We start from the raw sequence: 22,201 nt of genomic DNA, 5'->3' as shown, positions 1-22,201 counted from the left end.
GGGCTATGCGCCCTTTTATTTTTTTTGCACGAATTTCAAAAATAGCTCGTTCGCCTTTCGAGCGATGTCCGGCGAAGTGATTTTCGCTAACTCTCGCACCCATTTTTTCCGCTCCTCGGGGTCAAAGACGTTAATGTCGTTCGTCCGGGCGAGATGAAGAATTTGTTTCGCTTGGCTGACCGTGATGGGCAAGCCGTACTCTCGGCTGTACGCAACGAGTTCTTCCGGGGTGATCGTTTTTAATTTTTGCTTGACAAGCTGTTGGTAAATGTTCATAGCAGCCGCCTCCTTGCTTCTGTTCCATCATATGACGTGAATGGAAAAGGCGTGTATGGTATAATAGAAAAAAGCAAAAAGGGAAAGGGTGGTAGTTTGGCGCCAAAACAGCATAAAAAAGAACCGCTAGGCCATGTGATGTATCGAGTGTTGATGATCGCCATCGGCGCCTCTTTGGCGGCGTTTGCCATCGAGCGGCTGCTCGTTCCGAACAAAATGATCGACGGCGGCATCATTGGCATATCGCTGATTCTTGACTACTTGACTCCGGACGAATGGCGGCTGCTCAATTTCGCCACGCTCGTCATCCTCTTAAACGCCCCGTTCATGTATTTCGGCTACAAGCAAATCGGGAAAACGTTCATGCTGTCAACGATTTTAGGCGTCGTCATCCTCGGCGTCACCGAACGGCTGTTTCACCATTTTTCCCCGCTGACAACCGAGCCGATTTTAGCCACCGTTTTTGGCGGGTTGTCGCTCGGGCTTGGCGTCGGATTGGTCATCCGTCATGGCGGATCGCTCGATGGGACGGAAATTTTAGGGATTTTGATGACGAAAAGAATCCCGTTTTCGGTCGGCGAGTTCGTCATGTTTGTCAACGTCTTTATTTTTGGCTGGGCGGCGTTTGTGTTTGGCCTCGAGCCGGCAATGTATTCGGTGATGACGTACTACATCGCCTCAAAAACGATCGATGCGGTCATTGAAGGGCTTGACGAGACGCGGGCGGCCTTTATTGTGACCGATCATTATGAGGAAATTTCCGACGCCATTTTGCACCGGCTCGGCCGCGGGACGACAAAATTGCTCGGCAAAGGCGGATATACGGACGAGCAAAAGGAAATCATTTATGCAGTCGTCACGCGCTTGGAAGTGACAAAACTAAAATCGATCGTCAATGAAATCGACCCGGATGCGTTCATCACCATTATGCCGACGCATGAAGTGCGCGGGGCCCGCTTTAAATCAGCGATTCATTGAGGTTTACAAAACGCCGATGGTGGGGTATACTTGCATTAGGAAGGTAAATCGGAATGATTCTGAATTATCAAGGGAGAACAGCCATGGAAAATGGGCTTGTTGTGCAAATCGAGGATGTGTCGTTCCGCTATGAAAAAGAGAACGTGCTTGAGCATGTCAGTTTAACGGTGCCGAGAGGGGCGTTTTTAGGATTGGTCGGCCCGAACGGCTCGGGAAAATCGACGCTGCTTAAATGTGTGCTTGGTTTGTTAAAACCGAACAGCGGCCGCATTTTCTTGTTCGGCGAGCCGATCGAATCATTTCGCGAATGGCATCGGATCGGTTTCGTGTCGCAAAAAGCGAACAGCTTCAACCGCAGCTTTCCGGCGACGGTTGAGGAAGTGGCGGCGAGCGGATTGGTGGCCAAACGCGGCTTGTTTCGGCCGCTGACACACGAAGACCGCCGGACGGTCGAAGCAGCGCTCGCGGCCGTTGGGCTAAGCGGCCTGGCAAAGCGCAATATCGCGGAGCTGTCCGGCGGCCAGCAACAGCGGGTGTTTATCGCCCGCGCGTTGGCGAGCAAGCCGGATTTGCTCATTTTAGACGAGCCGACGGTCGGCGTGGACGCCCGCCATGTGCACGAGTTTTACGAGCTGCTTGGCGATTTGAACCGCCGCGGCTTAACGCTCATCTTAGTGACGCATGACATCGGGACGATCACGGACCGGGTGACCGATATCGCCTGCTTAAACAAGCGTCTCTATTTCCATGGAAAGGCGGAAGAGTTCGAACATCTTGGCAACGAGGCGATTTCGCAGTTTTATGGTCATCCGCTCCACGTTCTCTCTCACGAGCATTAACGGGCGGAACGAAACGATGACGGTGGAGGAATGACACGTGTGGGAAGCCATTTGGCAATACGAATTTTTGCGCAATGCGTTTGTTGCCGGCGTTTTGACCGGTTTTGCGGCGCCATTGCTCGGTGTCTTTATTGTCGTTCGGCGACTGTCGCTCATCGCCGATGCATTGAGCCATGTGACGCTCGCCGGCATTGCCGCCGGGCTCTTGCTCGGTTCATCGGCCCCGGCGGCCGCCAGCTGGAATCCGCTTTACATCGGCATGGGCTTTTCCGTCGCCGGGTCGCTTTTCGTCGAGAAGCTGCGCGCCGTTTACCGCCATTATGAGGAGCTCGCCATTCCGATCATTTTGTCGGCTGGCATCGGCTTGAGCGTCATTTTCATTTCGATGGCCAACGGGTTTACGACCGATTTGTTTTCCTATTTATTCGGCAGCGTCAGCGCCGTCAGCCGCGCTGACGTTTGGACAGCGTTTGCTGTCGCCGCAGCTGCCGCGATGGTGATTTTGACGTTTTACAAAGAGCTGTTTCTCCTTTCATTCGATGAGGAATACGCCCGTGTCTCCGGTGTCCGTACCAAATTTATCCACTTTTTGTTTATTGTGCTCGTCGCGCTTGTCATCGCCGCATCCATGCGCATCGTCGGCGTGCTTCTCATCTCGTCGCTCATGACGTTGCCGGTGGCGGCGAGCATCCGCATCGCCAAAAGTTTTAAACAGGCGATCGGGCTTTCGATTTTGTTCGGGGAGCTGGCCGTCATCGCCGGGCTCTGGGCGGCGTATGAGCTCGATTGGGCGCCGGGCGGGACGATCGTCATCGTAGCGGTTGCCATTTTACTTTTCGTATTGGGATGGAAAAGGGGGCGGCAGCGATGAATATTGGTGAAGCGTTGCAGTTGATGAAAGAGAAAGGATTTAAATATACGGAAAAACGGAGACAAATGTTGGAGTTATTTGCCGAAAGCGACAAATACTTGACGGCCAAAGACGTGCTTGAAGCGCTCCGTCCCGCTTATCCGGGCTTGAGCGTTGATACAGTGTACCGCAATTTGTCGCTCTTTACGCTGCTTGGCATTTTGGAGATGACCGAGCTGTCCGGGGAAAAACATTTCCGTTTTGCCTGCGGCGCCCGCCGCCATCACCATCATTTCATTTGCATCCAGTGTGGAAAAACAAAAGAAATTGACGCATGTCCAATGGATGTGCTCGCCGAGAAGCTCGATGGTTATGAGATCGCTGACCATAAGTTTGAAATTTACGGCACATGTCCGCAATGCCAACAACATCTCCCTGTATAAGCAGGGAGATGTTATTTTATGGCCGGAGGCGCTGTTCGATTTCTCGCTTTGCTTCGAGCCAGTTGTTGACGCGGATGACGTTTTCGGGGAGCGGGCCTCGGTTGTATGGGGTGTCAAACAAAATGACCGGAATGCCACATGCTTCGGCGATTTCACAGGCATTGTCGTACTTGTCTTCAAAGAAGGCGGACAGCTTATATTGGCGGACGGCGGCGATTTTGTCGTGCGACCCGATCAGATCAATATGGTGGTAATGGACGCCGTGCCGCCGAAACCAGTGCTCGGTGAGATCGTACAAATGGCGGCCACGGGCGCTGATGTAATACAACTCATACCGGTCTTTCCAGCTGTCGATCACCTCAAGCGCATAGCGGGCAAGCGGAGCGCGCTCATAAATATCCGCTTCGTTTTCCTCAAGCCAGCGGTCCATTTCTTCCTCCGTCACGCCGTATAACGGCGCCAAATTGTATTGCGTAATATCGCTTAATGCGAGCTCTTTGCCGAACGCTTCGTTCAAATACGGAATGAATGTGCTCGGGCATGTCACCGTGCCGTCAATGTCGATGCCAAGCCGTTTTTTCACCGTTTCACCCTCCTGTTAGAAAATATTCACACTGATAAAATAACGCCGGTTTCCCATACTAATAATGCTTCTTACTTTAGGAAAGCGAGGGAAGCATATGGCAGACGACCGCGAGCGCACGTATAACGGAAGTTACGTGCAATCGATCGGAAAAGAGGAACCAGAACGCAATTTTATGGAAGAAACAGCGGCGGAAGTCGCTGAACCGATTCGCCGCGGCGACGAACGGGACGAAGAACGTGCGGACGGCGCCGGGCTCGGCTGGCTCGCTTTGGCCCTGTCCATCATCGCCTTGTTTATCTGGCCGATTTTGTTAGGGGCGGCCGGCATTATTGTCGGGTTTATCGCGCGCCGGCGCGGCGCAGAAACGCTCGGTGCGTGGGCCATCGGCATCGGCGTCATCGCCATTCTCGTCCGCCTGTTTATTATGCCGTTTTATACGTAAAAAAAGCGAGAGGGTGTCCCCAAGCGGGGACGCCCTTTTTGGTTGTGCAGGAAAATTCCGCTCATTGGGCGGCGTTGCCTTTCAGAGCGGCTTTGTTTTCCTTTTGCTTTGCAAAATATTCTTCCGCCAGCTTGTCGATTTCTTTTTTCAGCTCTTCCACCATTTGCTCTTCCGGTACTTTTCGGACGATTTTGCCGTGGCGGAACAACAAGCCTTCGCCGCGGGCGCCGGCAATGCCGATGTCGGCTTCCCGTGCTTCCCCTGGTCCATTGACAGCGCAGCCGAGCACGGCGACTTTGATCGGCGCTTGAATTTTGGCGATATAGTCTTCGATTTCGTTGGCGATGCGAATCAAATCGATCTCAATCCGCCCGCACGTCGGGCAGGAAATGAGCGTCGCCGCATTGGAAGCGAGTCCGAACGTTTTTAAAATTTCGCGCGCCACTTTTACCTCTTCAACCGGGTCGGCGCTTAACGAAACGCGGATCGTATTGCCGATGCCTTTGCTTAAAATGGCGCCGAGTCCAACCGCGCTTTTGATCGTGCCGGAAAAAAGCGTTCCCGCTTCGGTGATGCCGACATGGAGCGGATAGTCGAACGTGCGCGCCGCTTTTTCGTACGCTTCAATGGCGAGGCGTACGTCGGACGCCTTTAACGAAACGATAATATCGTGAAAATCAAGTTCTTCTAAAATGCGGATATGATATAAGGCGCTCTCAACCATGCCGTCGGCCGTTGGATAGCCATATTTTTCCAAAATGCGTTTTTCAAGCGATCCGGCGTTGACGCCGATGCGAATCGGTACGCCGCGCTCTTTCGCCGCTTTCACGACCGCTTCGACTTTTTCGCGGCGCCCGATGTTGCCTGGATTGATGCGGATTTTATCGACGCCGCCTTCGATCGCTTTCAGCGCCAATTTATAGTCAAAGTGGATGTCGGCGACAAGCGGGATGTTGATTCGCTTTTTTATTTCCGGTATGGCCTCAGCCGCCCGCTCGTCCGGGCAGGCGACGCGGACGATTTGGCACCCCGCTTCCTCGAGGCGGTGGATTTGCGCCACCGTCGCTTCGACATCGTGCGTTTTTGTCGTCGTCATGCTTTGAATGATGACTTCGTTGCTGCCGCCGATTGTCAGCGGACCGACGCGGACCGGCCGCGTCTTTGAACGATGGATGATTTCACCCACGGGAATTCGCTCCTTTAACATTCAAGTCGCTTTCTGCATTATTGTAACAGTGCCATCCGCCGTTTGACAAGCGATTCGTCGGTTAGCGATAGATCGGCACTTTATAAGTTTTCCCGATTTTTAATGTTTGCGCATGTTCGCCTGGATTTAACCGTTCAAAATCACGGATCAGCTGCTCAAGCGGAACGGGCAATGGACCGTCGAGTTCTTTCTCGACGATGGACAACAACGTATCGCCGGGGCGAACTGTCACGGTCCGGTACGGCATGGGCGCTTGTTTCGACTGGACAATGGCTGCTGCTGTTTCAGACGAAGGGTGGAGCGTTCCGATGGCAAGATCGCGGTAAACGATATAACTGGAAAGAATGAGAAATAGGAGAAGAATGAATTTTTTCATGGCGCTTCCTCCGCTTGTGTACATCTATCGTTCATTCATATGTATGCTTGTCCAGAGAAAATATGCCTTTCTTAGTAAGGTCGTTGATTTCATGGGGAAAACCCCTCAACAAAAGAATGTCTCCAATTTTGAAAAACGGCATCACAGTTCTTCTTTGCCTTCAAGGCTCGACGGCTTTGAAAATATTCCTGTTTTTGGTCTTTACAGAAACTTAACAACCGCTTTATAAGGGCCTAACAATGTCTCGCTACAATGGTCTTGTACGTTGAAAGTACGAAAACAAAAGGGGGATTACTTGATGTGGAGCAAACGAGTTAAATTGGGATTGGCCGCCTTGTTGATGACCGGCGTTTTGGCCGGCTGCGGGCAGACTGAAAATAACAGCGCGGGCGGCAATGAAGGAACGACGAAGAAAGAAGAAACTTACTCCGGCACTATCTCCCTAGCGGGATCTACAGCGCTTCAGCCGCTGGCAGAAGAAGCGGCAAACGCGTTTATGGAAAAATATCCGGACGTGTCGATCACCGTTCAAGGCGGCGGCAGCGGCACGGGCGTCAACCAAGTGGCAGCTGGCGCCGTGCAAATCGGCAACTCTGATGTGCCGGCGGCGGAGAAACTGGACGACAAATCGAAAGCGTCAGAGCTCGTTGACCATAAAGTGGCCGGCATCGCCTTTGCGATTGTGGTCAACGACGATGTGAAGGTCGATAATTTAACAACGAAGCAAATTCAAGATATTTTCAGCGGAAAGATCAAAAACTGGAAAGAAGTCGGCGGACCGGATGAAGCCATTCACGTGATCAACCGTCCGGCGTCATCGGGCACGCGGGCGACATTTGAGAAAACGATCATGAAAGACGTGAAAATCAACGATTCGATCGGCACGGTTCAGGATTCAAACGGGGCGGTCGAGCAAGCGATCAGTTCGACGCCGGGCGCTGTTAGCTATGTAGCGATGTCGTATTTAATCGGGGAAAAGAAAAACTTAAAAACAGTAAAAATTGACGGCGCTGAACCGACGGTGGAGAACATCCGCACGGAAAAATACCCGTTTTGGTCGTATGAATACATGATTACCAAAGGGGAAGCGAAGGAAGAGGTGCGAGCGTTTATCGACTTTGTCAAGAGCGAAGAATTTGCGCCGACCGTTAAAAAGATGGGGTATATCCCGATGACGGAATTGGAGTAGAGAAGGGCGGAAGGCCGGCTCGTTAGGCCGGCCTTTGACAATGGAGGGATGAAGCCATGCAACAAATGCATACGAAACGGCGGAATCGCTGGCTTGAAGAATACATCGGCCGCACGTTTGCGGTCATCTGCGGCTGGCTGATCGTTCTGATTACGGTGACGATGATCATCTTCTTAGCGGTAAAGGGAATTCAGTCCTTTACGGACAGCGGTCTTTCGCTTTCTGACATGTTGCTTTCGGCGCAATGGGATCCAAATGGCACGCCGCCGAAGTATGGGGCGCTCATTTTTATTGTTGGCTCGATGCTCGTCTCGCTTGGCGCTTTGTTGATCAGTGCGCCGATCGCTTTGGCGTTGGCGATTTTCATGAACTTTATCGCTCCCAAATGGTTCGTTTCGTTGCTCAAGCCGGTGCTGGAGCTGCTTGTCGGCATTCCGTCGGTGGTGTATGGCTGGCTTGGGGTGACGATTCTCGTTCCGCTCTTGCGCGAATGGTTCGGAGGCTCCGGCTTTAGTCTGCTTGCGGGGATCATCGTCCTTAGTATGATGATTTTGCCGACCATCACCAGCATTGCGGCCGACGCCTTGGCCAATGTCCCAATGGCGTATATGGAAGCATCATACGGGCTTGGCTCTACGCGTTGGCAGGCGATTTCCCGCGTCATCGTTCCGGCGGCGAAAGCCGGGATTGCCACTGGCGTCGTTCTCGGCTTGGCGCGGGCGTTCGGCGAGGCGCTTGCCGTGCAGATGGTGATCGGCAATACGATTAAGCTGCCTTCAGGCCTTGACAGCCCGACGGCGACGTTAACAAGTGTATTGACGATGGATATGGCGAATACGATCAACGGAACACCATGGAACAACGCGTTATGGACATTGGCGCTCATGTTGCTCTTGATCTCGTTTTTCTTCATTGCCGTGATCCGTTTGGTCGGTCCGAGAAAGGAGCGATAAGATGACAGCGCGGATGATCGATAAAGTATGGACAGGCATTTTCTATGCGGTGGCTGCTGCGGTCATCGGGTTGCTCATTTTCTTTTTTGCCGTTGTGTTGTCGAAAGGAGCGGGGTTTTGGCAACCTGAGTTTCTGTTCGGACGGCCGAGCAATACGCAAGCGGGCGGTGGCATTGGTCCGCAGTTGATCAATTCGTTTTATATGTTGGTTGTGACATTGCTTTTGTCGGTCCCGCTTTCGTTGGGAGCTGGAATTTATTTGGCCGAATACGCCAAACAGGGGCGGATCGTCGGGTTCATTCGCCTTTGCTTGGAAACGATGGCATCATTGCCGTCGATTGTCGTCGGGTTGTTCGGATTGTTGGCGTTTGTCACCTTGACGGGTTGGGGCTATACGCTGCTCGGCGGAGCGTTAGCCGTCACGATCATCAATTTGCCTGGATTGACGCGCATTTGCGAAACGGCGATTTTGGATGTTCCGTCCAACATTAAAGAGGGAAGTCTTGCCCTTGGAGCGACGCGCTGGCAGACGTTGGTCAAAGCGGTGCTTCCGGCCGCCATCCCGCAAATTGTCACCGGCGTCATTTTATCGGCCGGGCGCATTTTCGGCGAAGCGGCTGTTTTCATTTATACCGCTGGGCTGACGACTCCGATGCTTCGTTGGGATGCGGATTGGGGCAGCCAGGCCAACCCGCTGAACGTGTTCCGGCCGGCCGAAACGCTGACCGTGCATATTTGGAAATTGAATTCCGAAGGCATTGTCCCAGACGCGAAGCTGATCGCGGCTAAATCGGCGGCTGTGTTGATGGTGGCCGTTCTTTTATTCAATTTGGCTGCACGGCTCGCTTCTTCCTTGCTTGCGCGGTATTTCTCCGGGGGGCGGCGCGCGCGTCGAGGACGAGGAGAAAGAAGCAAAGCAGCGTAAGCACAAAAAAAGCTGTCCTGCATCAACAGGCAGCTTTTTTATATTTCCCGTTTGGCTGATGGCACTTCCTTGACTGCCAAAAAGAGGACGACAAGCGAAACGAACCAATGGATCAACGCGCCGTAGGGCACGACCGCTTGCACCGTTTCCATCACGGTGAAAAAGACGGTCGACAGCGTAATGGCGTAAGCCGACATCACCCATGTATGGCGGTAGCGCAACGTTTTGTCGAGCACGCCGGCAAGAATCAGGCCGAAAAAGGCAAAGATGCACACGCTGATGAATTTCCCGGCGCAGGCGAGCACGTATAAAACGAGCCCAAAAAGCGGGATGAGGACAGGGAGAAGCGACTGAAGACCGGCGATGAACGCGCGAACGTCTTCGTCGGTAATGGTCACATCCGGAAACGTGGCATAGCTGTAATGCTGCGCCTGATGGCCGGCGACGAGCACGGCTTCATGCTTCAAGAGCGCGATGGCGTTCGGAAACTGCTCGACTTTCTCACTCGTCACTTTGCCGGTGCTGTCAAAAATGATCGTAAATCCGCCTTGATCAATATGAATCGGCGTGGCCGCCTCCGAGTGAAGTTCGCCGTTTTCAATCGAAAACGGCGGCAACTCGTTATTCAATAAGGCGCTCGTTGTGCGGATGCCTTCAGTGAGAGACGAGGAGACATAGTAAAACGTCGGAAGAATGGACAGCAAAGTCAGCAAAAACAAATAACCGATCGTTTTCCCAATTCCCTGAAATCGAAAGCGGGCGATGTCTTTCGGAGAATATAAGCTTTTCCACAGCTGGACGAATACGTTCATCGCAGACACACCTTTCTTTGTCTCCTTTTCCATTGTAGCCGGGAAAGAGGAAGAATTCAACTTGGGACGAAGAAAAAAGCGGGCATCTTCCCGCTTTAGTCAGAAGGCAAATGAAAGGTTTCAAGCAAGGCGCGCCATTGCAACACCCGTTCATTTAGTGCATCGGCTTCGGAACGAATGGCAGCCATGGCATTGTGCTGGCCGTCGGTAAAATTCGAAATTTGCTCCATCGACGAAGCAATCTGTTGGGCAACGGTGGCAATCCCTGCGATATGTTCACGCATTTCGCTGATTTGCCGCTCAATGGCGGCGAATTGTTCTGAAATTTGCAGCGTATGTGCGGATGAATGCGACACCATTGTGGTGATTTCTTCAAAGGCTTGTTGGCTTTCCGTGAACGTTTTTTTCGTTTCATCGAGTTGTTTTGCGCTTGCTTTCATCGATTGAACCGCGGCCTCGATTTGGCTTTGCACATCTTGGACAATGGATTGAATTTGTGCCAACGCTTGTCCTGTTTGCGCCGACAGCGCCCGGATTTCTTTCGCAACAACTGAGAACCCCCGGCCATGCTCCCCTGCTTTGGCTGCTTCAATGGCAGCGTTTAGGGCGAGCAAGTTCGTTTGTTCAGCGATGTTTCCGATTAGTGACAGAATGCTGGCAATATGGCGCGAATGGTCTTTCAATGCATCGATTGTGTACATCGTTTTCGCAATGGATTGTTGCAGGTAAGCCATGTCGCTGCTTGCCCGTTGAACAAGCCGGTTGCCGCTTTCCGCTTGGGAATGGGCTTGTTCTGTGGAACGACGGGCTTCCTCCATTCGAAAGGACATTTGTTCCATTTCATCTGCCAGTTGTTGAAAAAAAGAGGCGATGTCAGCCGATTTGCGCGCTTGTTGCTCTGCCCCGTACGCCGTGTCTGCCACCGCCGCTGCGATTTGTTCAGAAGCCGCTGTTGTCTCAGAGGATGTTTGGTTTAAAATGTTGGTAGCCGCTGCGATTTGCTCGGAGCTGAAGCGCATATGTTCGATAAGAACGGCCAAATTGCTGGACATCTGATGGAACCCATCGGCGAGGGCGAGAATATCTTTTGTCGCTGCATGCAATTCGATGCGCGACCGCCAATCGCCAGATCCAAGCCGTTCCATGGCTTGCTGGAGCCAAGCAATGGGGCGGGTGGCGCGGCGGATGATCCTCCATCCGGCCAGGCATACGGTCAAGATGGCGGCAACAGACCCTGCCAAGTTTGCTGCTTGCTGTTTCAAAAGCGGCCACAAATAATCCTTTTCCGGAATGGCGATCATGTAGACCGCTCCTTGCAAATCGCTTGAACTGGAAAATGCGGCCAGCCATTGGTCTGTATGCAAAACCCCTTGCTTCTTTTTCAATATATCGCGCACGACCTGTTCGGGCAGTGTTTGGTTGGGCGAGGATGGCCGTTTCGCCACCGTCTTTCCCGTTTTCGTTAAAATCAATTGCACCGGATGAAGGTGTAAGGCATGGAATTTCCGTTCATTTAAGGTCAATGAGTAGTTCAGTTTTTGAGAAAATGCTTCATTGGTCGTTGTAGCCTTTAAAATGGAAATTTTTTCAACCATGGTTTCGCTTGATAGTTGCAATTGTTGTTGGATCGACTGAATAGCTGAATGGCGCCCTTGAATATAGCCGATTGAGGTGATGACAAGGGCCGACAACGTCGTTGTGAGCACCATGGCCATCATGACAATTGTCTCAAGTCGAAAGGCGTTCCATAAAGAACCTGATCGTTTCGTTTCCATTTTCGCTGAGTTCCCCCTTAACTGGAAGCTACTTTATACTATAACTTGCCATTATGAAGAAACGGTCAACGGTGTGTTGAAAATATGTAAACAAAAAGGGAGGACAAACAAATCGATTGAAACAATGTGCCAACTTTGGTAAGCTAATCTCAAACGGACGCTTTGGCGTTCGTGTACATAAACCAAAAAGGAGGAGATCGGTATGCCATTTGAATTGCCAGCATTGCCGTATCCGTACGATGCGCTTGAGCCGCACATTGACAAAGAAACGATGAACATTCACCACACGAAGCACCATAACACATACGTCACGAATTTGAATGCGGCGCTTGAAGGGCATCCGGATTTGCAAAACAAATCGCTCGAAGAATTGCTCAGCAATTTGGAAGCCCTTCCGGAAAGCATTCGTACGGCGGTGCGCAACAACGGCGGCGGTCATGCGAACCACTCGCTTTTCTGGACGATTTTGTCGCCAAACGGCGGCGGTGAGCCGACGGGTGAGCTGGCTGAGGCGATCAACAAAAAATTCGGCAGCTTCGCCGCGTTTAAAGACGAGTTTTCGAAAGCAGCGGCCGGCCGTTTCGGTTCTGGCTGGGCATGGCTTGTCGTGAACAACGGCGAGCTGGAAATTACGAGCACGCCGAACCAAGACTCGCCGATCATGGAAGGCAAAACGCCGATTCTCGGCTTGGACGTTTGGGAGCATGCGTACTACTTGAAATACCAAAACCGCCGTCCGGAATACATTGCCGCATTCTGGAACATTGTCAACTGGGACGAAGTGGCGAAACGGTACAGCGAAGCGAAAGCGAAGTAATCAAAAAAGCGGGGCGAAACAAAACGCCCCGCTTTTTTTAGCGATGGAGGGTGCAGGCAAAGGAAGCGGTTTTCTTCGTGCCGGGTGCATAGCCATAGCGGAAATGGCCACACTACCGGATAGATGAAAAGGGGAGTTTGCAATGGCATTTTTCCAAAAACTAACCGGCCAAGAACAAGTGAACCGCGATTTGTTGCTTTTGCTTTGCATCGGTGGGTTTTACGCGCTCGGTGTTTCCCTGTCGAACACGTTTGTCAACATTTATTTATGGAAACAGACCGGCGATTTCCGCGACTTGGCGCTATACAATTTGGCGATTGTCACGATGCAGCCGCTGACGTTTATTTTCGCCGGCCGGCTGGCAAAACAAATTGACCGTATTCTCATTTTGCGGCTTGGCGTGTCGTGTTTAGCCGTTTTTTTTGTCACCGTTTTATTGGTCGGCTCTCGCGCCCATCAATATTTGCTTTTTCTCGGCGCGCTGCTCGGCGTCGGCTATGGTTTTTATTGGCTGGCGTTTAACGTGTTGACATTTGAAATTACCGAACCGGAGACGCGCGACTTTTTTAACGGTTTTTTCGGGGTGTTGACCTCATCCGCCGGCATGATCGGGCCGATTGCCGCCGGTTATATCATCTCGTCGCTTCATGGAGCGAAAGGGTATACGTTCGTTTTCTCGCTGTCGCTCGGCTTGTTTCTTGTTGCTGTGCTGCTCAGCTTTTTCTTGAAGCGCCGCGAGGCCGCGGGGAAATATTTGTTCGTCCGCATTTTAAAGGAGAGGAATGAAAACCGGAACTGGCGGCTCATTACGAATGCCCACTTTTTTCAAGGATTGCGCGAAGGCACGTTTGTGTTTATCATTTCCGTGCTTGTGTATGTCACTTCTGGAAGTGAATGGGCGCTCGGCAAATTCGGGCTTGTCAACTCGTTTACATCGTTTGTCGCCTATTATGCCGTCTCCCGGCTGATCAAGCGTGAATATCGGATGAAAGCCATTCTATTTGGGGGAGCGCTGCTATATGGGGCGATTTTTTTGATCGTTTTTCATCCGACCTATCCGCGCCTCATTCTTTATGCCATCACGATCGCCATTGCGTATCCATTGCTGCTTGTTCCGTATTCCTCCTTGACGTTTGACGTCATCGGGAAGAGCTGGAAATCGGCCGAGGCGCGCGTCGAATACATCGTTGTCCGCGAATTGTTTTTAAACGCCGGACGGGTGGTGTCGATTTTAGCCTTTTTGACGGCTGTGGCGCTCTTTGGCGAAGAGGCTGGCATTCGGGTGCTTATGTTTGTGTGCGGAGCCGGGCATTTGGTGATTTATTGGTTTGTCCGCCGCATTCGCTTTACCGATGGCCGTTCGGAGCGCGATCAGCGCGAGCGGCTTTTGCTTCGGCCGAAACTGGCCGGCGAACGAGGCCGTTCGCCGGTGTGAGGGGCCAAGTTTTTCCCTAGCCATGCCCGCCTTTTTCTTTTACAATAGGGGGAGGGAAGGAGGACCGGGGGATGAAACGGAAAAAGCGGGCGCAAGTGCCGATTCGGTTAAACATTTTGTTTTTCTTTGTTTTTTTGCTGTTTTCAGCGCTGATTTTGCGCCTTGGCGTCGTACAGATCGTCTATGGTGAAGATTATCGGCGCGAAGTGGAGCGGACGCAGGATGAAATCGTCAGCACGCCGGTGCCGCGCGGCAAAATTTACGATCGGTTCGGCCGCGTGATCGTCGACAACACACCACAAAAGGCGATTATGTACACGCGCTCAAAAACGACACAGCCGGAAGAAATATTGGACATAGCAAGGAAACTTGCTCAATACATCGACATTCCCGATGCTGAGAAAAAAGTGACTGAGCGCGATATGAAAGATTATTGGATTTTAACGCATCCGAAAGAAGCGAAACAGAAGGTGAGCGAACAAGAACGGAAAAAGCTCGCTGATCAAGGATTGACGCAAAAAGAGATCGACAAAAAAGTGTACGAGTGGACGCTCGATCGCATCACGAAGCAAGATTTGGCGCAAATTTCGAAAGCGGAGCTTGAAGTGATCGCCATTAAACATGAGATGGAAAGCGGCTACGCCTTGACGCCACAGACGGTCAAAAGCAAAGGAGTGACCGACCGCGAATATGCGGTCGTCAGCGAGCATTTGAGCGAGCTGCCCGGCGTCAATACGACGGTGGATTGGGACCGGAAATACGTCTATGACAACACATTCCGCTCTGTGCTCGGCAGTGTGACTGAAGAAGACGAAGGCGTCCCGCGCGAACGGCTCGATTACTTTTTAGCCCGCGATTACAGCCGCAATGACCGCGTCGGCAAAAGCTATTTGGAGATGCAGTATGAAGAAGTGCTGCACGGCAAAAAGGCAAAAGTGAAAAACGTTGTCGACAAATCGGGCAACGTCATCTCGGTTGAGCAAGTGTACCCAGGCGAGCGCGGCAAAGACCTCGTGTTGACCATTGATGCCGAGCTCCAGCAAAAGGTTGAGCAAATCATTCAACAAGAGATTTTGGCGACGAAGCGCAAAGGCCGGTCGCCGCTCTTGGACCGGGCGTTTGTCGTCATGATGAATCCGAAGACGGGCGAAGTGTTGGCGATGGCCGGCAAGCTTCTTCAAGACGGCAAATTTGTCGACTTTGCCATCGGCAACATCACGTCCGCCTATGCGATGGGATCGGCGGTGAAAGGGGCGACTGTTCTCACCGGCTTTCAAACAGGGGTGCTTCATCCGAATACGTATATTAAGGACGAGCCGCTGTATATTAAAGGAACCCCGGTGAAAAAATCATGGAAGACGATGGGGACGATCAACGAGCTGACGGCGCTCAAGCAGTCGTCGAACGTCTATATGTTCAAAACGGCGATCGCCATCGGGGGCGGTGTGTATCGTCCGCACGCGCCGCTTCGCATCAATCCAGAGGCGTTTACGACGATTCGCCACTATTTCAGCCAATTCGGCCTTGGCGTGAAAACGGGCATCGATTTGCCGAACGAACTCGGCGGCTTCCAAGGCCAGAGCACGCGCGGCGGGTTTTTGCTTGACTTAGCCATCGGCCAATACGATATGTATACGCCGATGCAGCTGGCGCAATACGTCTCGACGATCGCCAACGGCGGCTATCGGATGAAGCCGCAGCTTGTCAAAGAAATTCGTGAGCCGTCGGCTGACGGAAAAAAGCCTGGCCGGATCATGAAACGGTTCGAGCCGGTCGTGCTAAACCGGATCGATATGAAGACGGAATACATCAAGCGGGTGCAAGAAGGATTCCGCCGTGTGATGCAAGAGCCGGGCGGAACGGCGTATTCGTACTTTGCGAGTGCTTCGTACAAGCCGGCCGGCAAAACGGGGACGGCAGAGGCGTTTTACGATGGGCCGATCCAAAGCCGACGGAATGATCCAACGTACAACTTGACGCTCGTTGGCTATGCGCCGTACAACGATCCAGAAGTGTCGTTCGCCGTTGTCGTCCCGTGGGCGACGCAAGGGGAGAGCGACGGAATCAATGACCGGATCGGCCGCCGCATTTTGGACGCCTATTTTGAATTGAAAGCGAAGCGGGCGGCCGGAGGCGGGAGCAGCTTTGATGCGCAAGGCGGCGCGGAGGCCGCCGATGCGCGCTGACATGAAAGGCGCCTGAACGGGCGCCTCTTTTTTGCGCTTGCAAAAAAATATGTTCGTTTACAAAAACTTTACATACCGTCCACACAGCGTTAACGATCGTTTTGTATGCTCATATATAGAGGAAACATCGATCTTCCGCTGCCAGTGAGGGCGGAAGGAAATGAAAGGAGTCACGCCGATGAGTACGATGGCGGTGGTGGAGCGCCGAAAAGAGGACATTCCTTCGGCCCAGTTGGTGAAAAAAGAGGTCGTTTACGAAACGAATGGACTGAACGTATGGTACGGCGAGCATCATGCGTTAAAACATATTCACCTGTCCTTTTACGAACGCGAGATTACAGCGATTATCGGCCCGTCAGGATGCGGCAAGTCAACCTATATCAAAACGCTCAATCGAATGATCGAGCTCATTCCAAACGTCCGGCTCGAAGGGGAGATTTTGTATCGCGGCCGCCGCATTTTTGACACGTCATACCCTGTTGAACAGCTGCGGACGCAAGTGGGCATGGTGTTTCAAAAGCCCAACCCGTTTCCAAAGTCGATTTATGACAACGTCGCCTATGGACCGCGCATTCATGGGATCCGCGACCGGCGGCGGCTCGATGAGATCGTCGAAAAAAGCTTGCGACAAGCGGCGCTCTGGGAGGAAGTCAAAGATCGGCTTCATGAAAATGCCCTCGGTTTATCGGGCGGCCAACAGCAGCGGCTGTGCATCGCCCGCTGTTTGGCCGTCGAGCCGGATGTCATTTTAATGGATGAACCGACATCAGCGCTCGATCCGATTTCGACAGCGAAGGTCGAGGAGTTGATGGGCGAGCTGAAAACAAAATACAGCATCATCATTGTCACGCATAATATGCAGCAGGCGGCTCGCATTTCCGATCGGACGGCGTTTTTCTTAAACGGAGAAGTGATTGAGTACGGCGAGACAAAAACGTTGTTTTCTCGTCCAGCTGATCAGCGGACGGCGGATTATATCGCCGGGCGGTTCGGATGATAAAAGCGGCCGGGCTGCGTCGGCAACGACAGACAAAGAGTTCGTTTCAAAAAAGGTGTGTTTCTTTCAAAAAAACGGCTGTTTGATGCGCAGACACGGCCATAAGAAAAGGTGTCCCGGTCCTTTGGGAGGGACACCTTCTTTCGTTATGGTTCGGCAATCAAACGGCCGATCGCTGCGTAGTCCATATCGCTCCGCACGTTGTAGACGCCGGGGCGGATGGAGCGCGTCAGCCCATGTTGTTCCAAGTAGTCGTTGAAGGCGCGGGCGCTTTGAACGATGCCAGCCTCTTCAAGTTCGCGGGCAAATGTCTCTGGCGTATCTCCTTTCTTAATAACGAGTCGATATACGTAAACGGTTTGCACTGATGGTTCGGACATCTCCTTGGCCGGCGCTTTCGAAGCGGCGTTCGGCTGAGCGCTGCGAAGCTTGTCGTATTCCTCTTTCGCCACGGCGACGAGCCCATGCTGTTTGAGGAACGCCTTGACTTCCGCTTCCGTCGGTGCAGCTGGGGGCGAAGCGTAATACGAGGCGCCGATCAGCGCTGTCGATACAAGCAACCCGAGGGCAAACGAACGCATCGATCGCTTGTTCATCGGCGCAATCTCCTTACCGCCCGTTCGACTTCCGCAACGGTCAGCCCCGTCTCGCGGGCAATGTCTTCGAGCGGGAATCCTTGTTTATGCAAAAACAAGATGCGCCGATCGTCCGGCGACAACGATCCGCTGCGCCGCGGCGAAGCTGAGCGTTGTCGCTCAGGGATGAGGAGCTCCTCCTCGATGACTTGCAACCGCTTTTTGATCTGGTACGTTTCCTGCGCCAGTGAAACGGTCAAATGATCGATTTGTTCTTCGAGCGGTTTCAGTTCATCCTTAGCAAAAAAGGAAATAACAAGAAAAATAATGGCTAGAGCTGCCAAAGCGATGATCGCATATTCCACCACGTGCATCCCTCCCCTTTTCACTATACCATATCATTCTCTGCTTGTGGCGCTCTTATTGAACAAAGATGAAATTTAGAGGTGGAAATCGCCGAAGAAAAATGGTATCATAGAAAGGTCTGATTATATATAAAGTATAAAGCTCGTTTGGAGGGAAAAAAGATGCGCGTGAACATTACATTGGCATGCACAGAATGCGGCGAACGCAACTATATTACATCGAAAAATAAACGCAACAACCCAGAGCGTTTGGAATTGAAAAAATATTGCCCGCGCGATCGCAAAGTCACGTTGCACCGCGAAACGAAGTAAGCAGTGGGAAGATGATTCCTGCTGCTTTTTATCTTTATGGGAGGAAGGGGAAGATGATGGACGGCAAACAGGAATGGCGCCAGCGCATGTTGAATCAGCTTCGGCAGCTTAAAGCGGCAGAAAAAGAGATGTACGATCGGCAAATCGCCGCTCATTTATATCGGTGGCCATTATGGCAAACGGCGCGGACGATCGCCATGACGGTGTCGAGAGAGACGGAAGTCAACACCTTGCCGATCATTGAACAGGCGTGGCGGGAAGGAAAAACGATCGGCGTCCCGAAATGCGATCCAAGGGCGAAAACGATGTCCTTTCGGCGGCTCGCGTCGTTTGCCCAGCTCGAAAAAGCGTACGCCGGATTGTTTGAGCCGATTGAAAAACAAACAACGCCGATCGACCGCGATGAGTTTGATCTCATCATTGTCCCGGGGGTCTGTTTTGCCAAAACCGGCTACCGGATCGGCTATGGCGGCGGGTATTACGACCGATATTTGCCGGGAGCTTCGGCGGTGACGGCAGCGCTGGCTTACTCCTTTCAAGTGATGGACGACATTCCGACCGAGGAGCATGATGTGCCGGTGAAATTCATTATTACTGATCAAGGAGTTCTTCACTGTGAGCGATGAATGGTGGTATATCGCGGTCTCTGCCCTCGCCGCCGGCGGCGGGTGGTTGTTGCGCTCGTTGTCCATATCAGGAGCGGCGGCAACCGTTGTCATCGGCGCAGCGGTTGGATGCGGCTTTTCATGGGGCGGAATATGGGTGTTAGGCTGCTTTTTTGTCAGCTCCAGCTTCTTTAGCCACATCGGAAAGCAACGCAAGGCAAAACTGTCTGAAAAATTGGCGAAAGGCGGGCGGCGCGATGCCATCCAAGTGCTGGCCAATGGCGGGGCGCCGGCCGTGTTGGCGCTATTGGCCGCTGTCCGTCCCGACCCGATTTGGGATGATCTGTTTGTTGTCGCCGTCGCTGCAGCGAACGCCGATACGTGGGCGTCTGAAATCGGTTCTTTAAGCCCGTGGCCGCCTCGGGTTTGGCCGAGCTTTCGGCCGGTGGAAGCCGGCACCTCAGGGGCTGTGACGCTCCTTGGCACGGCTGCTTCGTTTGCCGGCGCACTGTTTATCGCGGCCGCTGGCGCATTTTTTCTCGATGTCCGGCCTGCTTTCGCCCTGTCGCTCTTTGGTTGGCTCGGCAGCTGGTTCGATACGTGGCTTGGCGCGGCTTGGCAAGCGGCTTACCGCTGTCCGGCATGCGGGGCGACGACTGAGCGGAAACGGCATTGCGGGCAGACGACCATTCATATGAAAGGCTGGCGGTGGCTTGACAATGATGCGGTGAACTTTCTGGCGATCATCGGCGCGGTGCTGGCCGCCTTCGTGCTGGAGCGTTAGACGCGCCCCGCTTCATATTTGGAGAGAAAAAGGGAAAAAGAATAACGAGCATGTCATATGATGAAGGAGGAACAACGATGAATAAATGGACGTACTCGCTGCTTGTCGTTGCCGCTGGATGTCTTGCTTACCGCTATCGCTACCGAATGGCCGCCTTCGCATTGCGCGTTCCGTCGTTGCGAAAGCAACTTGTCCGATTTGCGCTCCACATTCCTCCCGTGCGCAACGCCCTTGTTTCGCAAATGTTGCGTCCATGATGCGGCAGCGGTGAATCATTTTTGAAGAAGTCGGTTATGAAAAAACCGGCCCATTCGCTCCGGTTTGCCGGACGGTCGATGAGTTGGCTTTGTTGCTGTTTGTCGGACTTGGCCTCGCCAGGGAAAGGGAGAGGAGAACGTGATTGGAACGATGGATGTACTGTTTTGGCAGCTTGTTCAGCGTTTGTCTCGCGGCGGCTACCGCATCGTACGGATGTCTGAGCAGGCCGATGAAGTATGGCTGGAATCAAACCATTGGCGGCGCCCAACACTCATCCGCCTCGTGCGCGCTGATTTTGATTGGAGCCGATCGTTGCGCCTTGATATGGAATATACATGGCAATTTGTTCAGCAAATGAGGGGATGGAATTTCAGCAAAGCGGGCCGGGTCATCAATGTTTATGTGATGGTGTATCCGCCGGTTGACGATTGGGAATTTCTTGTCGCCGAGCCGTTGCCGCTCTCTGGAATGTCCGATGGCGTGCTTCATACGCTCCTCCTTCACAGCGGCAATATGGGGGACGTGCTGCCGCGGCTTGCGGAGATGACGGGCGTTGCGCTCCGTTTTGAGCCGCCTGTGGAAACGTCCGATCCGTTTGCTGCCGCCGAGCGCTTAAAGCGCGAGGTGGTCCGCGAATGGCGGCGCCGCTGTGAGGAGGAACGGCGCATTTTTGAGTATGGCAAGCCGATGTTCACCCGGCTGTTCATCGTCGTGCAGGTTGCGATGTTTTTGGTTCTCGAATGGAGCGGCGGGAGCACGAATCCGGATGTGTTGATCCACTACGGCGCCAAATTCAATCCGCTCATTGAAGCGGGAGAGTGGTGGCGCTTGTTGACGCCGATGTTTTTGCATATCGGGTTTTTGCATCTGTTGACAAACACCCTTGCCTTGTATTATTTAGGGATAACGGTTGAGCGGCTGTACGGCTCGCTTCGCTTTTTGTTCATTTACGTAACGGCCGGATTTTTCGGAGCGCTGGCGAGTTTTTTGTTTACACCATCATTATCGGCCGGGGCGTCGGGAGCCATTTTCGGGCTATTCGGGGCTCTTCTTTACTTCGGCACTGTCTACCGGCATTTATTTTTTCGGACGATGGGGATGAACGTCATCAGTTTAATCATCGTCAACCTGTTGTTTGGCCTGCTTGTTCCCGGCATCGACAACGCCGGTCATATCGGCGGGCTTGTCGGCGGCTTCTTGGCGGCCAGCGTCGTTCATTTGCCAAAACACACCGCTTGGGGGCGGCAGGCGGGGGCGCTGGCCGCTGCGGTGCTGCTGGCTGCTGCCGGCTTATGGATCGGGTTTCGTTAAAGAAGCTGCACGAGCATGACTTTTTCCCCGGTTTTCGCTTCAATAAGAACGAAGAGCCTACTGTAATCTTTGCGAATGAGAATGAGCGGCATCGTGCTGCCGATTGGCGAGAGGATGGATCCATCCTCTTTTTTTATGCCAAGGATGTACGACTTGTACAATCCTTCCCAAAGACGGCCGATGACGGTTTGCGTTTTTGCCGTCGACAAGCCCGGCAGCGGCTGTTCCGTGTAGGCGACGAGCTCCGGCAAATAAAGGGCGTAATAATCTTTCTTTGACAAAGAAAAGTGGGTGAGCAGCTCGTCCGCTTTATGACGAAGAAATTCATTCGTGGCTTTGTTCAAGACGCGCTGCCATTCGCGCTCGTCATCTGTTCTTGGCCGCCGGAACGATGCGCGCGGATGGTACGGTGAGTCAATGACGTACAAATAGCTGCTTGACATCGTTTGGCTGCTTGTGATGTTCTCTCCTGTATGCAGCTCGCCGTGGTGGAACGAGACGGCCTGGAAAAAGCGGCTGTCCTGCATCCGGACCGTCTTTTCCATGTTGATCGCATCCGTGTTCGTTTTCCATTTCGACAGCACATCGGCCAAACGGCCGTCGGCGAACAACAAGGAGACATCTTGGCGCAAATAGGCGCGGCGGTTTAAAACGGAGGCAACTGACCAACGGAGCGCATAGCGCCCGCGTTCGTTGCTATTGCCGAGCGCAAGCGTTGTTTTCGCTTCAATGAACGCCGCTTCGCGATCAATCGGGAAAAACTTGATCGTTTCAGCGGTCTGATCGTGCTCCCACCGCGAGGCGAGCGCGGCGGCAAGGAAAAAAGCAAGCGCCATGAAGGGGATCATCCATCGTTTCATGACATCCTCCCGGATTGGACAAGGTTTTCACCAATATATGCATCG

Annotated in this window: 26 protein-coding genes; 17 read left to right on the top strand and 9 right to left on the bottom strand. The window is 52.8% G+C overall.

Translation table 11 applies throughout. The features are described from left to right. Positions 1-15 precede the first annotated feature (15 nt). Positions 16-276 (bottom strand): DUF2624 domain-containing protein, encoded by a 261-nt coding sequence (locus tag BRO54_RS06850; protein WP_074043518.1) that lies wholly within the window; start codon positions 274-276, stop codon positions 16-18. A 96-nt stretch (positions 277-372) separates the two neighbouring features. Between BRO54_RS06850 and BRO54_RS06845 the strand changes: the two genes are divergently transcribed. From BRO54_RS06845 to BRO54_RS06830, 4 genes are all read left to right on the top strand, one after another. Beyond that, positions 373-1,254 (top strand): YitT family protein, encoded by an 882-nt coding sequence (locus BRO54_RS06845; RefSeq protein WP_079936347.1) that lies wholly within the window; start codon positions 373-375, stop codon positions 1,252-1,254. 83 nt (positions 1,255-1,337) lie between these two features. After that, on the top strand, positions 1,338-2,093 hold the full coding sequence (locus BRO54_RS06840; RefSeq protein ID WP_074043517.1) for a metal ABC transporter ATP-binding protein: 756 nt from the start codon (positions 1,338-1,340) through the stop codon (positions 2,091-2,093). Between the two features lie 37 nt (positions 2,094-2,130). Next, positions 2,131-2,964 (top strand): metal ABC transporter permease, encoded by an 834-nt coding sequence (locus tag BRO54_RS06835; RefSeq protein ID WP_074043516.1) that lies wholly within the window; start codon positions 2,131-2,133, stop codon positions 2,962-2,964. After that, a complete protein-coding gene (locus BRO54_RS06830) occupies positions 2,961-3,386 on the top strand; it encodes a Fur family transcriptional regulator (protein ID WP_042381080.1) in 426 nt (141 codons plus the stop codon). Before BRO54_RS06835 ends, BRO54_RS06830 begins: the two co-directional genes overlap by 4 nt. 16 nt (positions 3,387-3,402) lie before the next feature. Here BRO54_RS06830 and BRO54_RS06825 read toward each other — a convergent pair whose 3' ends face one another. Further along, complete coding sequence (locus BRO54_RS06825; RefSeq protein ID WP_042381078.1) at positions 3,403-3,969, bottom strand: nucleotidase; 567 nt, start codon at positions 3,967-3,969, stop codon at positions 3,403-3,405. 97 nt (positions 3,970-4,066) lie between these two features. Between BRO54_RS06825 and BRO54_RS06820 the strand changes: the two genes are divergently transcribed. After that, positions 4,067-4,414 (top strand): hypothetical protein, encoded by a 348-nt coding sequence (locus tag BRO54_RS06820; RefSeq protein ID WP_011231947.1) that lies wholly within the window; start codon positions 4,067-4,069, stop codon positions 4,412-4,414. Positions 4,415-4,475: 61 nt separating this feature from the next. Here the strand turns inward: BRO54_RS06820 and ispG are convergent, their stop codons facing one another. Beyond that, entirely contained in the window at positions 4,476-5,600 is a 1,125-nt protein-coding gene (gene ispG, locus BRO54_RS06815) for a flavodoxin-dependent (E)-4-hydroxy-3-methylbut-2-enyl-diphosphate synthase (RefSeq protein ID WP_023634660.1), read from the bottom strand. A gap of 82 nt (positions 5,601-5,682) precedes the next feature. Beyond that, on the bottom strand, positions 5,683-5,997 hold the full coding sequence (locus tag BRO54_RS06810) for a LysM peptidoglycan-binding domain-containing protein (protein ID WP_042381076.1): 315 nt from the start codon (positions 5,995-5,997) through the stop codon (positions 5,683-5,685). Positions 5,998-6,295: 298 nt separating this feature from the next. On the opposite strand from BRO54_RS06810, the gene BRO54_RS06800 reads away from it, so the two are divergent. The 3 genes from BRO54_RS06800 to pstA are packed head-to-tail and all read left to right on the top strand — an operon-like array spanning position 6,296 to position 9,064. Further along, positions 6,296-7,186, top strand: a complete 891-nt coding sequence (locus tag BRO54_RS06800) for a phosphate ABC transporter substrate-binding protein PstS family protein (protein ID WP_074043515.1) — start codon at positions 6,296-6,298, stop codon at positions 7,184-7,186. A 56-nt stretch (positions 7,187-7,242) separates the two neighbouring features. Next, on the top strand, positions 7,243-8,139 hold the full coding sequence (gene pstC / locus BRO54_RS06795; protein WP_371878453.1) for a phosphate ABC transporter permease subunit PstC: 897 nt from the start codon (positions 7,243-7,245) through the stop codon (positions 8,137-8,139). 1 nt (position 8,140) lies between these two features. Continuing rightward, entirely contained in the window at positions 8,141-9,064 is a 924-nt protein-coding gene (gene pstA / locus BRO54_RS06790; protein WP_074043514.1) for a phosphate ABC transporter permease PstA, read from the top strand. A 38-nt stretch (positions 9,065-9,102) separates the two neighbouring features. Here the strand turns inward: pstA and BRO54_RS06785 are convergent, their stop codons facing one another. Both BRO54_RS06785 and BRO54_RS06780 read right to left on the bottom strand, forming a co-directional pair. Then, positions 9,103-9,876, bottom strand: coding sequence for a DUF1189 domain-containing protein (locus BRO54_RS06785; RefSeq protein WP_074043513.1), 774 nt, complete (start codon positions 9,874-9,876; stop codon positions 9,103-9,105). Between the two features lie 95 nt (positions 9,877-9,971). Then, complete coding sequence (locus BRO54_RS06780; RefSeq protein WP_074043512.1) at positions 9,972-11,651, bottom strand: methyl-accepting chemotaxis protein; 1,680 nt, start codon at positions 11,649-11,651, stop codon at positions 9,972-9,974. Positions 11,652-11,853: 202 nt separating this feature from the next. Between BRO54_RS06780 and sodA the strand changes: the two genes are divergently transcribed. From sodA to pstB, 4 genes are all read left to right on the top strand, one after another. After that, a complete protein-coding gene (gene sodA, locus BRO54_RS06775; RefSeq protein WP_044730821.1) occupies positions 11,854-12,468 on the top strand; it encodes a superoxide dismutase SodA in 615 nt (204 codons plus the stop codon). A gap of 142 nt (positions 12,469-12,610) precedes the next feature. Further along, entirely contained in the window at positions 12,611-13,903 is a 1,293-nt protein-coding gene (locus BRO54_RS06770; protein ID WP_074043511.1) for an MFS transporter, read from the top strand. 71 nt (positions 13,904-13,974) lie between these two features. Beyond that, positions 13,975-16,089 carry a peptidoglycan D,D-transpeptidase FtsI family protein gene (locus tag BRO54_RS06765; RefSeq protein ID WP_074043510.1) on the top strand — a complete coding sequence of 705 codons (2,115 nt, stop codon included), beginning with the start codon at positions 13,975-13,977 and terminating at the stop codon, positions 16,087-16,089. Between the two features lie 187 nt (positions 16,090-16,276). Further along, on the top strand, positions 16,277-17,086 hold the full coding sequence (pstB, locus tag BRO54_RS06760) for a phosphate ABC transporter ATP-binding protein PstB (RefSeq protein ID WP_119878022.1): 810 nt from the start codon (positions 16,277-16,279) through the stop codon (positions 17,084-17,086). A gap of 146 nt (positions 17,087-17,232) precedes the next feature. Here pstB and BRO54_RS06755 read toward each other — a convergent pair whose 3' ends face one another. Then, positions 17,233-17,682 carry an endolytic transglycosylase MltG gene (locus tag BRO54_RS06755; protein ID WP_074043509.1) on the bottom strand — a complete coding sequence of 150 codons (450 nt, stop codon included), beginning with the start codon at positions 17,680-17,682 and terminating at the stop codon, positions 17,233-17,235. Further along, positions 17,679-18,029, bottom strand: a complete 351-nt coding sequence (locus BRO54_RS06750; protein ID WP_021322339.1) for a sigma factor-like helix-turn-helix DNA-binding protein — start codon at positions 18,027-18,029, stop codon at positions 17,679-17,681. The genes BRO54_RS06755 and BRO54_RS06750 overlap by 4 nt, the downstream gene beginning before the upstream one ends. Positions 18,030-18,188: 159 nt before the next feature. Between BRO54_RS06750 and rpmG the strand changes: the two genes are divergently transcribed. The 5 genes from rpmG (at position 18,189) to BRO54_RS06725 (ending at position 21,296) form a co-directional block, all read left to right on the top strand. Continuing rightward, entirely contained in the window at positions 18,189-18,338 is a 150-nt protein-coding gene (gene rpmG, locus BRO54_RS06745; protein ID WP_011231931.1) for a 50S ribosomal protein L33, read from the top strand. Positions 18,339-18,391: 53 nt separating this feature from the next. Further along, positions 18,392-18,964, top strand: a complete 573-nt coding sequence (locus BRO54_RS06740; RefSeq protein WP_031206527.1) for a 5-formyltetrahydrofolate cyclo-ligase — start codon at positions 18,392-18,394, stop codon at positions 18,962-18,964. After that, the gene (locus BRO54_RS06735; RefSeq protein ID WP_021322341.1) at positions 18,954-19,727 is read left to right on the top strand and encodes a DUF92 domain-containing protein; all 774 of its coding nucleotides are present in this window, start codon (positions 18,954-18,956) and stop codon (positions 19,725-19,727) included. The genes BRO54_RS06740 and BRO54_RS06735 overlap by 11 nt, the downstream gene beginning before the upstream one ends. A gap of 77 nt (positions 19,728-19,804) precedes the next feature. Further along, on the top strand, positions 19,805-19,984 hold the full coding sequence (locus tag BRO54_RS06730) for a hypothetical protein (protein WP_021322342.1): 180 nt from the start codon (positions 19,805-19,807) through the stop codon (positions 19,982-19,984). Between the two features lie 151 nt (positions 19,985-20,135). Continuing rightward, positions 20,136-21,296, top strand: a complete 1,161-nt coding sequence (locus tag BRO54_RS06725) for a rhomboid family intramembrane serine protease (protein ID WP_074043526.1) — start codon at positions 20,136-20,138, stop codon at positions 21,294-21,296. Here BRO54_RS06725 and BRO54_RS06720 read toward each other — a convergent pair. Beyond that, positions 21,293-22,156: a hypothetical protein gene (locus BRO54_RS06720; protein ID WP_074043508.1), complete on the bottom strand. Its 864-nt coding sequence runs from the start codon at positions 22,154-22,156 to the stop codon at positions 21,293-21,295. The genes BRO54_RS06725 and BRO54_RS06720 overlap by 4 nt on opposite strands. Between the last annotated feature and the right edge of the window lie 45 nt (positions 22,157-22,201).

The organism is Geobacillus proteiniphilus (genome assembly GCF_001908025.1).
Classification (GTDB): Bacteria; Bacillota; Bacilli; order Bacillales; family Anoxybacillaceae; genus Geobacillus; species Geobacillus proteiniphilus.
The sequence above is the reverse complement of the archived record's forward strand: the minus strand, read 5'-3'. Positions and strand labels throughout refer to the sequence as shown.

What these genes read in the sequence shown, in the direction of transcription:
- BRO54_RS06850 (WP_074043518.1), bottom strand. Translation starts at nt 276, where the DNA reads ATGAACATTTACCAACAGCTTGTCAAGCAAAAATTAAAAACGATCACC.
- BRO54_RS06840 (WP_074043517.1), top strand. Translation starts at nt 1,338, where the DNA reads ATGGAAAATGGGCTTGTTGTGCAAATCGAGGATGTGTCGTTCCGCTAT.
- BRO54_RS06830 (WP_042381080.1), top strand. Translation starts at nt 2,961, where the DNA reads ATGAATATTGGTGAAGCGTTGCAGTTGATGAAAGAGAAAGGATTTAAA.
- BRO54_RS06820 (WP_011231947.1), top strand. Translation starts at nt 4,067, where the DNA reads ATGGCAGACGACCGCGAGCGCACGTATAACGGAAGTTACGTGCAATCG.
- BRO54_RS06810 (WP_042381076.1), bottom strand. Translation starts at nt 5,997, where the DNA reads ATGAAAAAATTCATTCTTCTCCTATTTCTCATTCTTTCCAGTTATATC.
- BRO54_RS06800 (WP_074043515.1), top strand. Translation starts at nt 6,296, where the DNA reads ATGTGGAGCAAACGAGTTAAATTGGGATTGGCCGCCTTGTTGATGACC.
- pstC (WP_371878453.1), top strand. Translation starts at nt 7,243, where the DNA reads ATGCAACAAATGCATACGAAACGGCGGAATCGCTGGCTTGAAGAATAC.
- pstA (WP_074043514.1), top strand. Translation starts at nt 8,141, where the DNA reads ATGACAGCGCGGATGATCGATAAAGTATGGACAGGCATTTTCTATGCG.
- BRO54_RS06785 (WP_074043513.1), bottom strand. Translation starts at nt 9,876, where the DNA reads ATGAACGTATTCGTCCAGCTGTGGAAAAGCTTATATTCTCCGAAAGAC.
- BRO54_RS06780 (WP_074043512.1), bottom strand. Translation starts at nt 11,651, where the DNA reads ATGGAAACGAAACGATCAGGTTCTTTATGGAACGCCTTTCGACTTGAG.
- sodA (WP_044730821.1), top strand. Translation starts at nt 11,854, where the DNA reads ATGCCATTTGAATTGCCAGCATTGCCGTATCCGTACGATGCGCTTGAG.
- BRO54_RS06770 (WP_074043511.1), top strand. Translation starts at nt 12,611, where the DNA reads ATGGCATTTTTCCAAAAACTAACCGGCCAAGAACAAGTGAACCGCGAT.
- BRO54_RS06765 (WP_074043510.1), top strand. Translation starts at nt 13,975, where the DNA reads ATGAAACGGAAAAAGCGGGCGCAAGTGCCGATTCGGTTAAACATTTTG.
- pstB (WP_119878022.1), top strand. Translation starts at nt 16,277, where the DNA reads ATGGCGGTGGTGGAGCGCCGAAAAGAGGACATTCCTTCGGCCCAGTTG.
- BRO54_RS06755 (WP_074043509.1), bottom strand. Translation starts at nt 17,682, where the DNA reads ATGAACAAGCGATCGATGCGTTCGTTTGCCCTCGGGTTGCTTGTATCG.
- rpmG (WP_011231931.1), top strand. Translation starts at nt 18,189, where the DNA reads ATGCGCGTGAACATTACATTGGCATGCACAGAATGCGGCGAACGCAAC.
- BRO54_RS06740 (WP_031206527.1), top strand. Translation starts at nt 18,392, where the DNA reads ATGATGGACGGCAAACAGGAATGGCGCCAGCGCATGTTGAATCAGCTT.
- BRO54_RS06730 (WP_021322342.1), top strand. Translation starts at nt 19,805, where the DNA reads ATGAATAAATGGACGTACTCGCTGCTTGTCGTTGCCGCTGGATGTCTT.
- BRO54_RS06725 (WP_074043526.1), top strand. Translation starts at nt 20,136, where the DNA reads ATGGATGTACTGTTTTGGCAGCTTGTTCAGCGTTTGTCTCGCGGCGGC.
- BRO54_RS06720 (WP_074043508.1), bottom strand. Translation starts at nt 22,156, where the DNA reads ATGAAACGATGGATGATCCCCTTCATGGCGCTTGCTTTTTTCCTTGCC.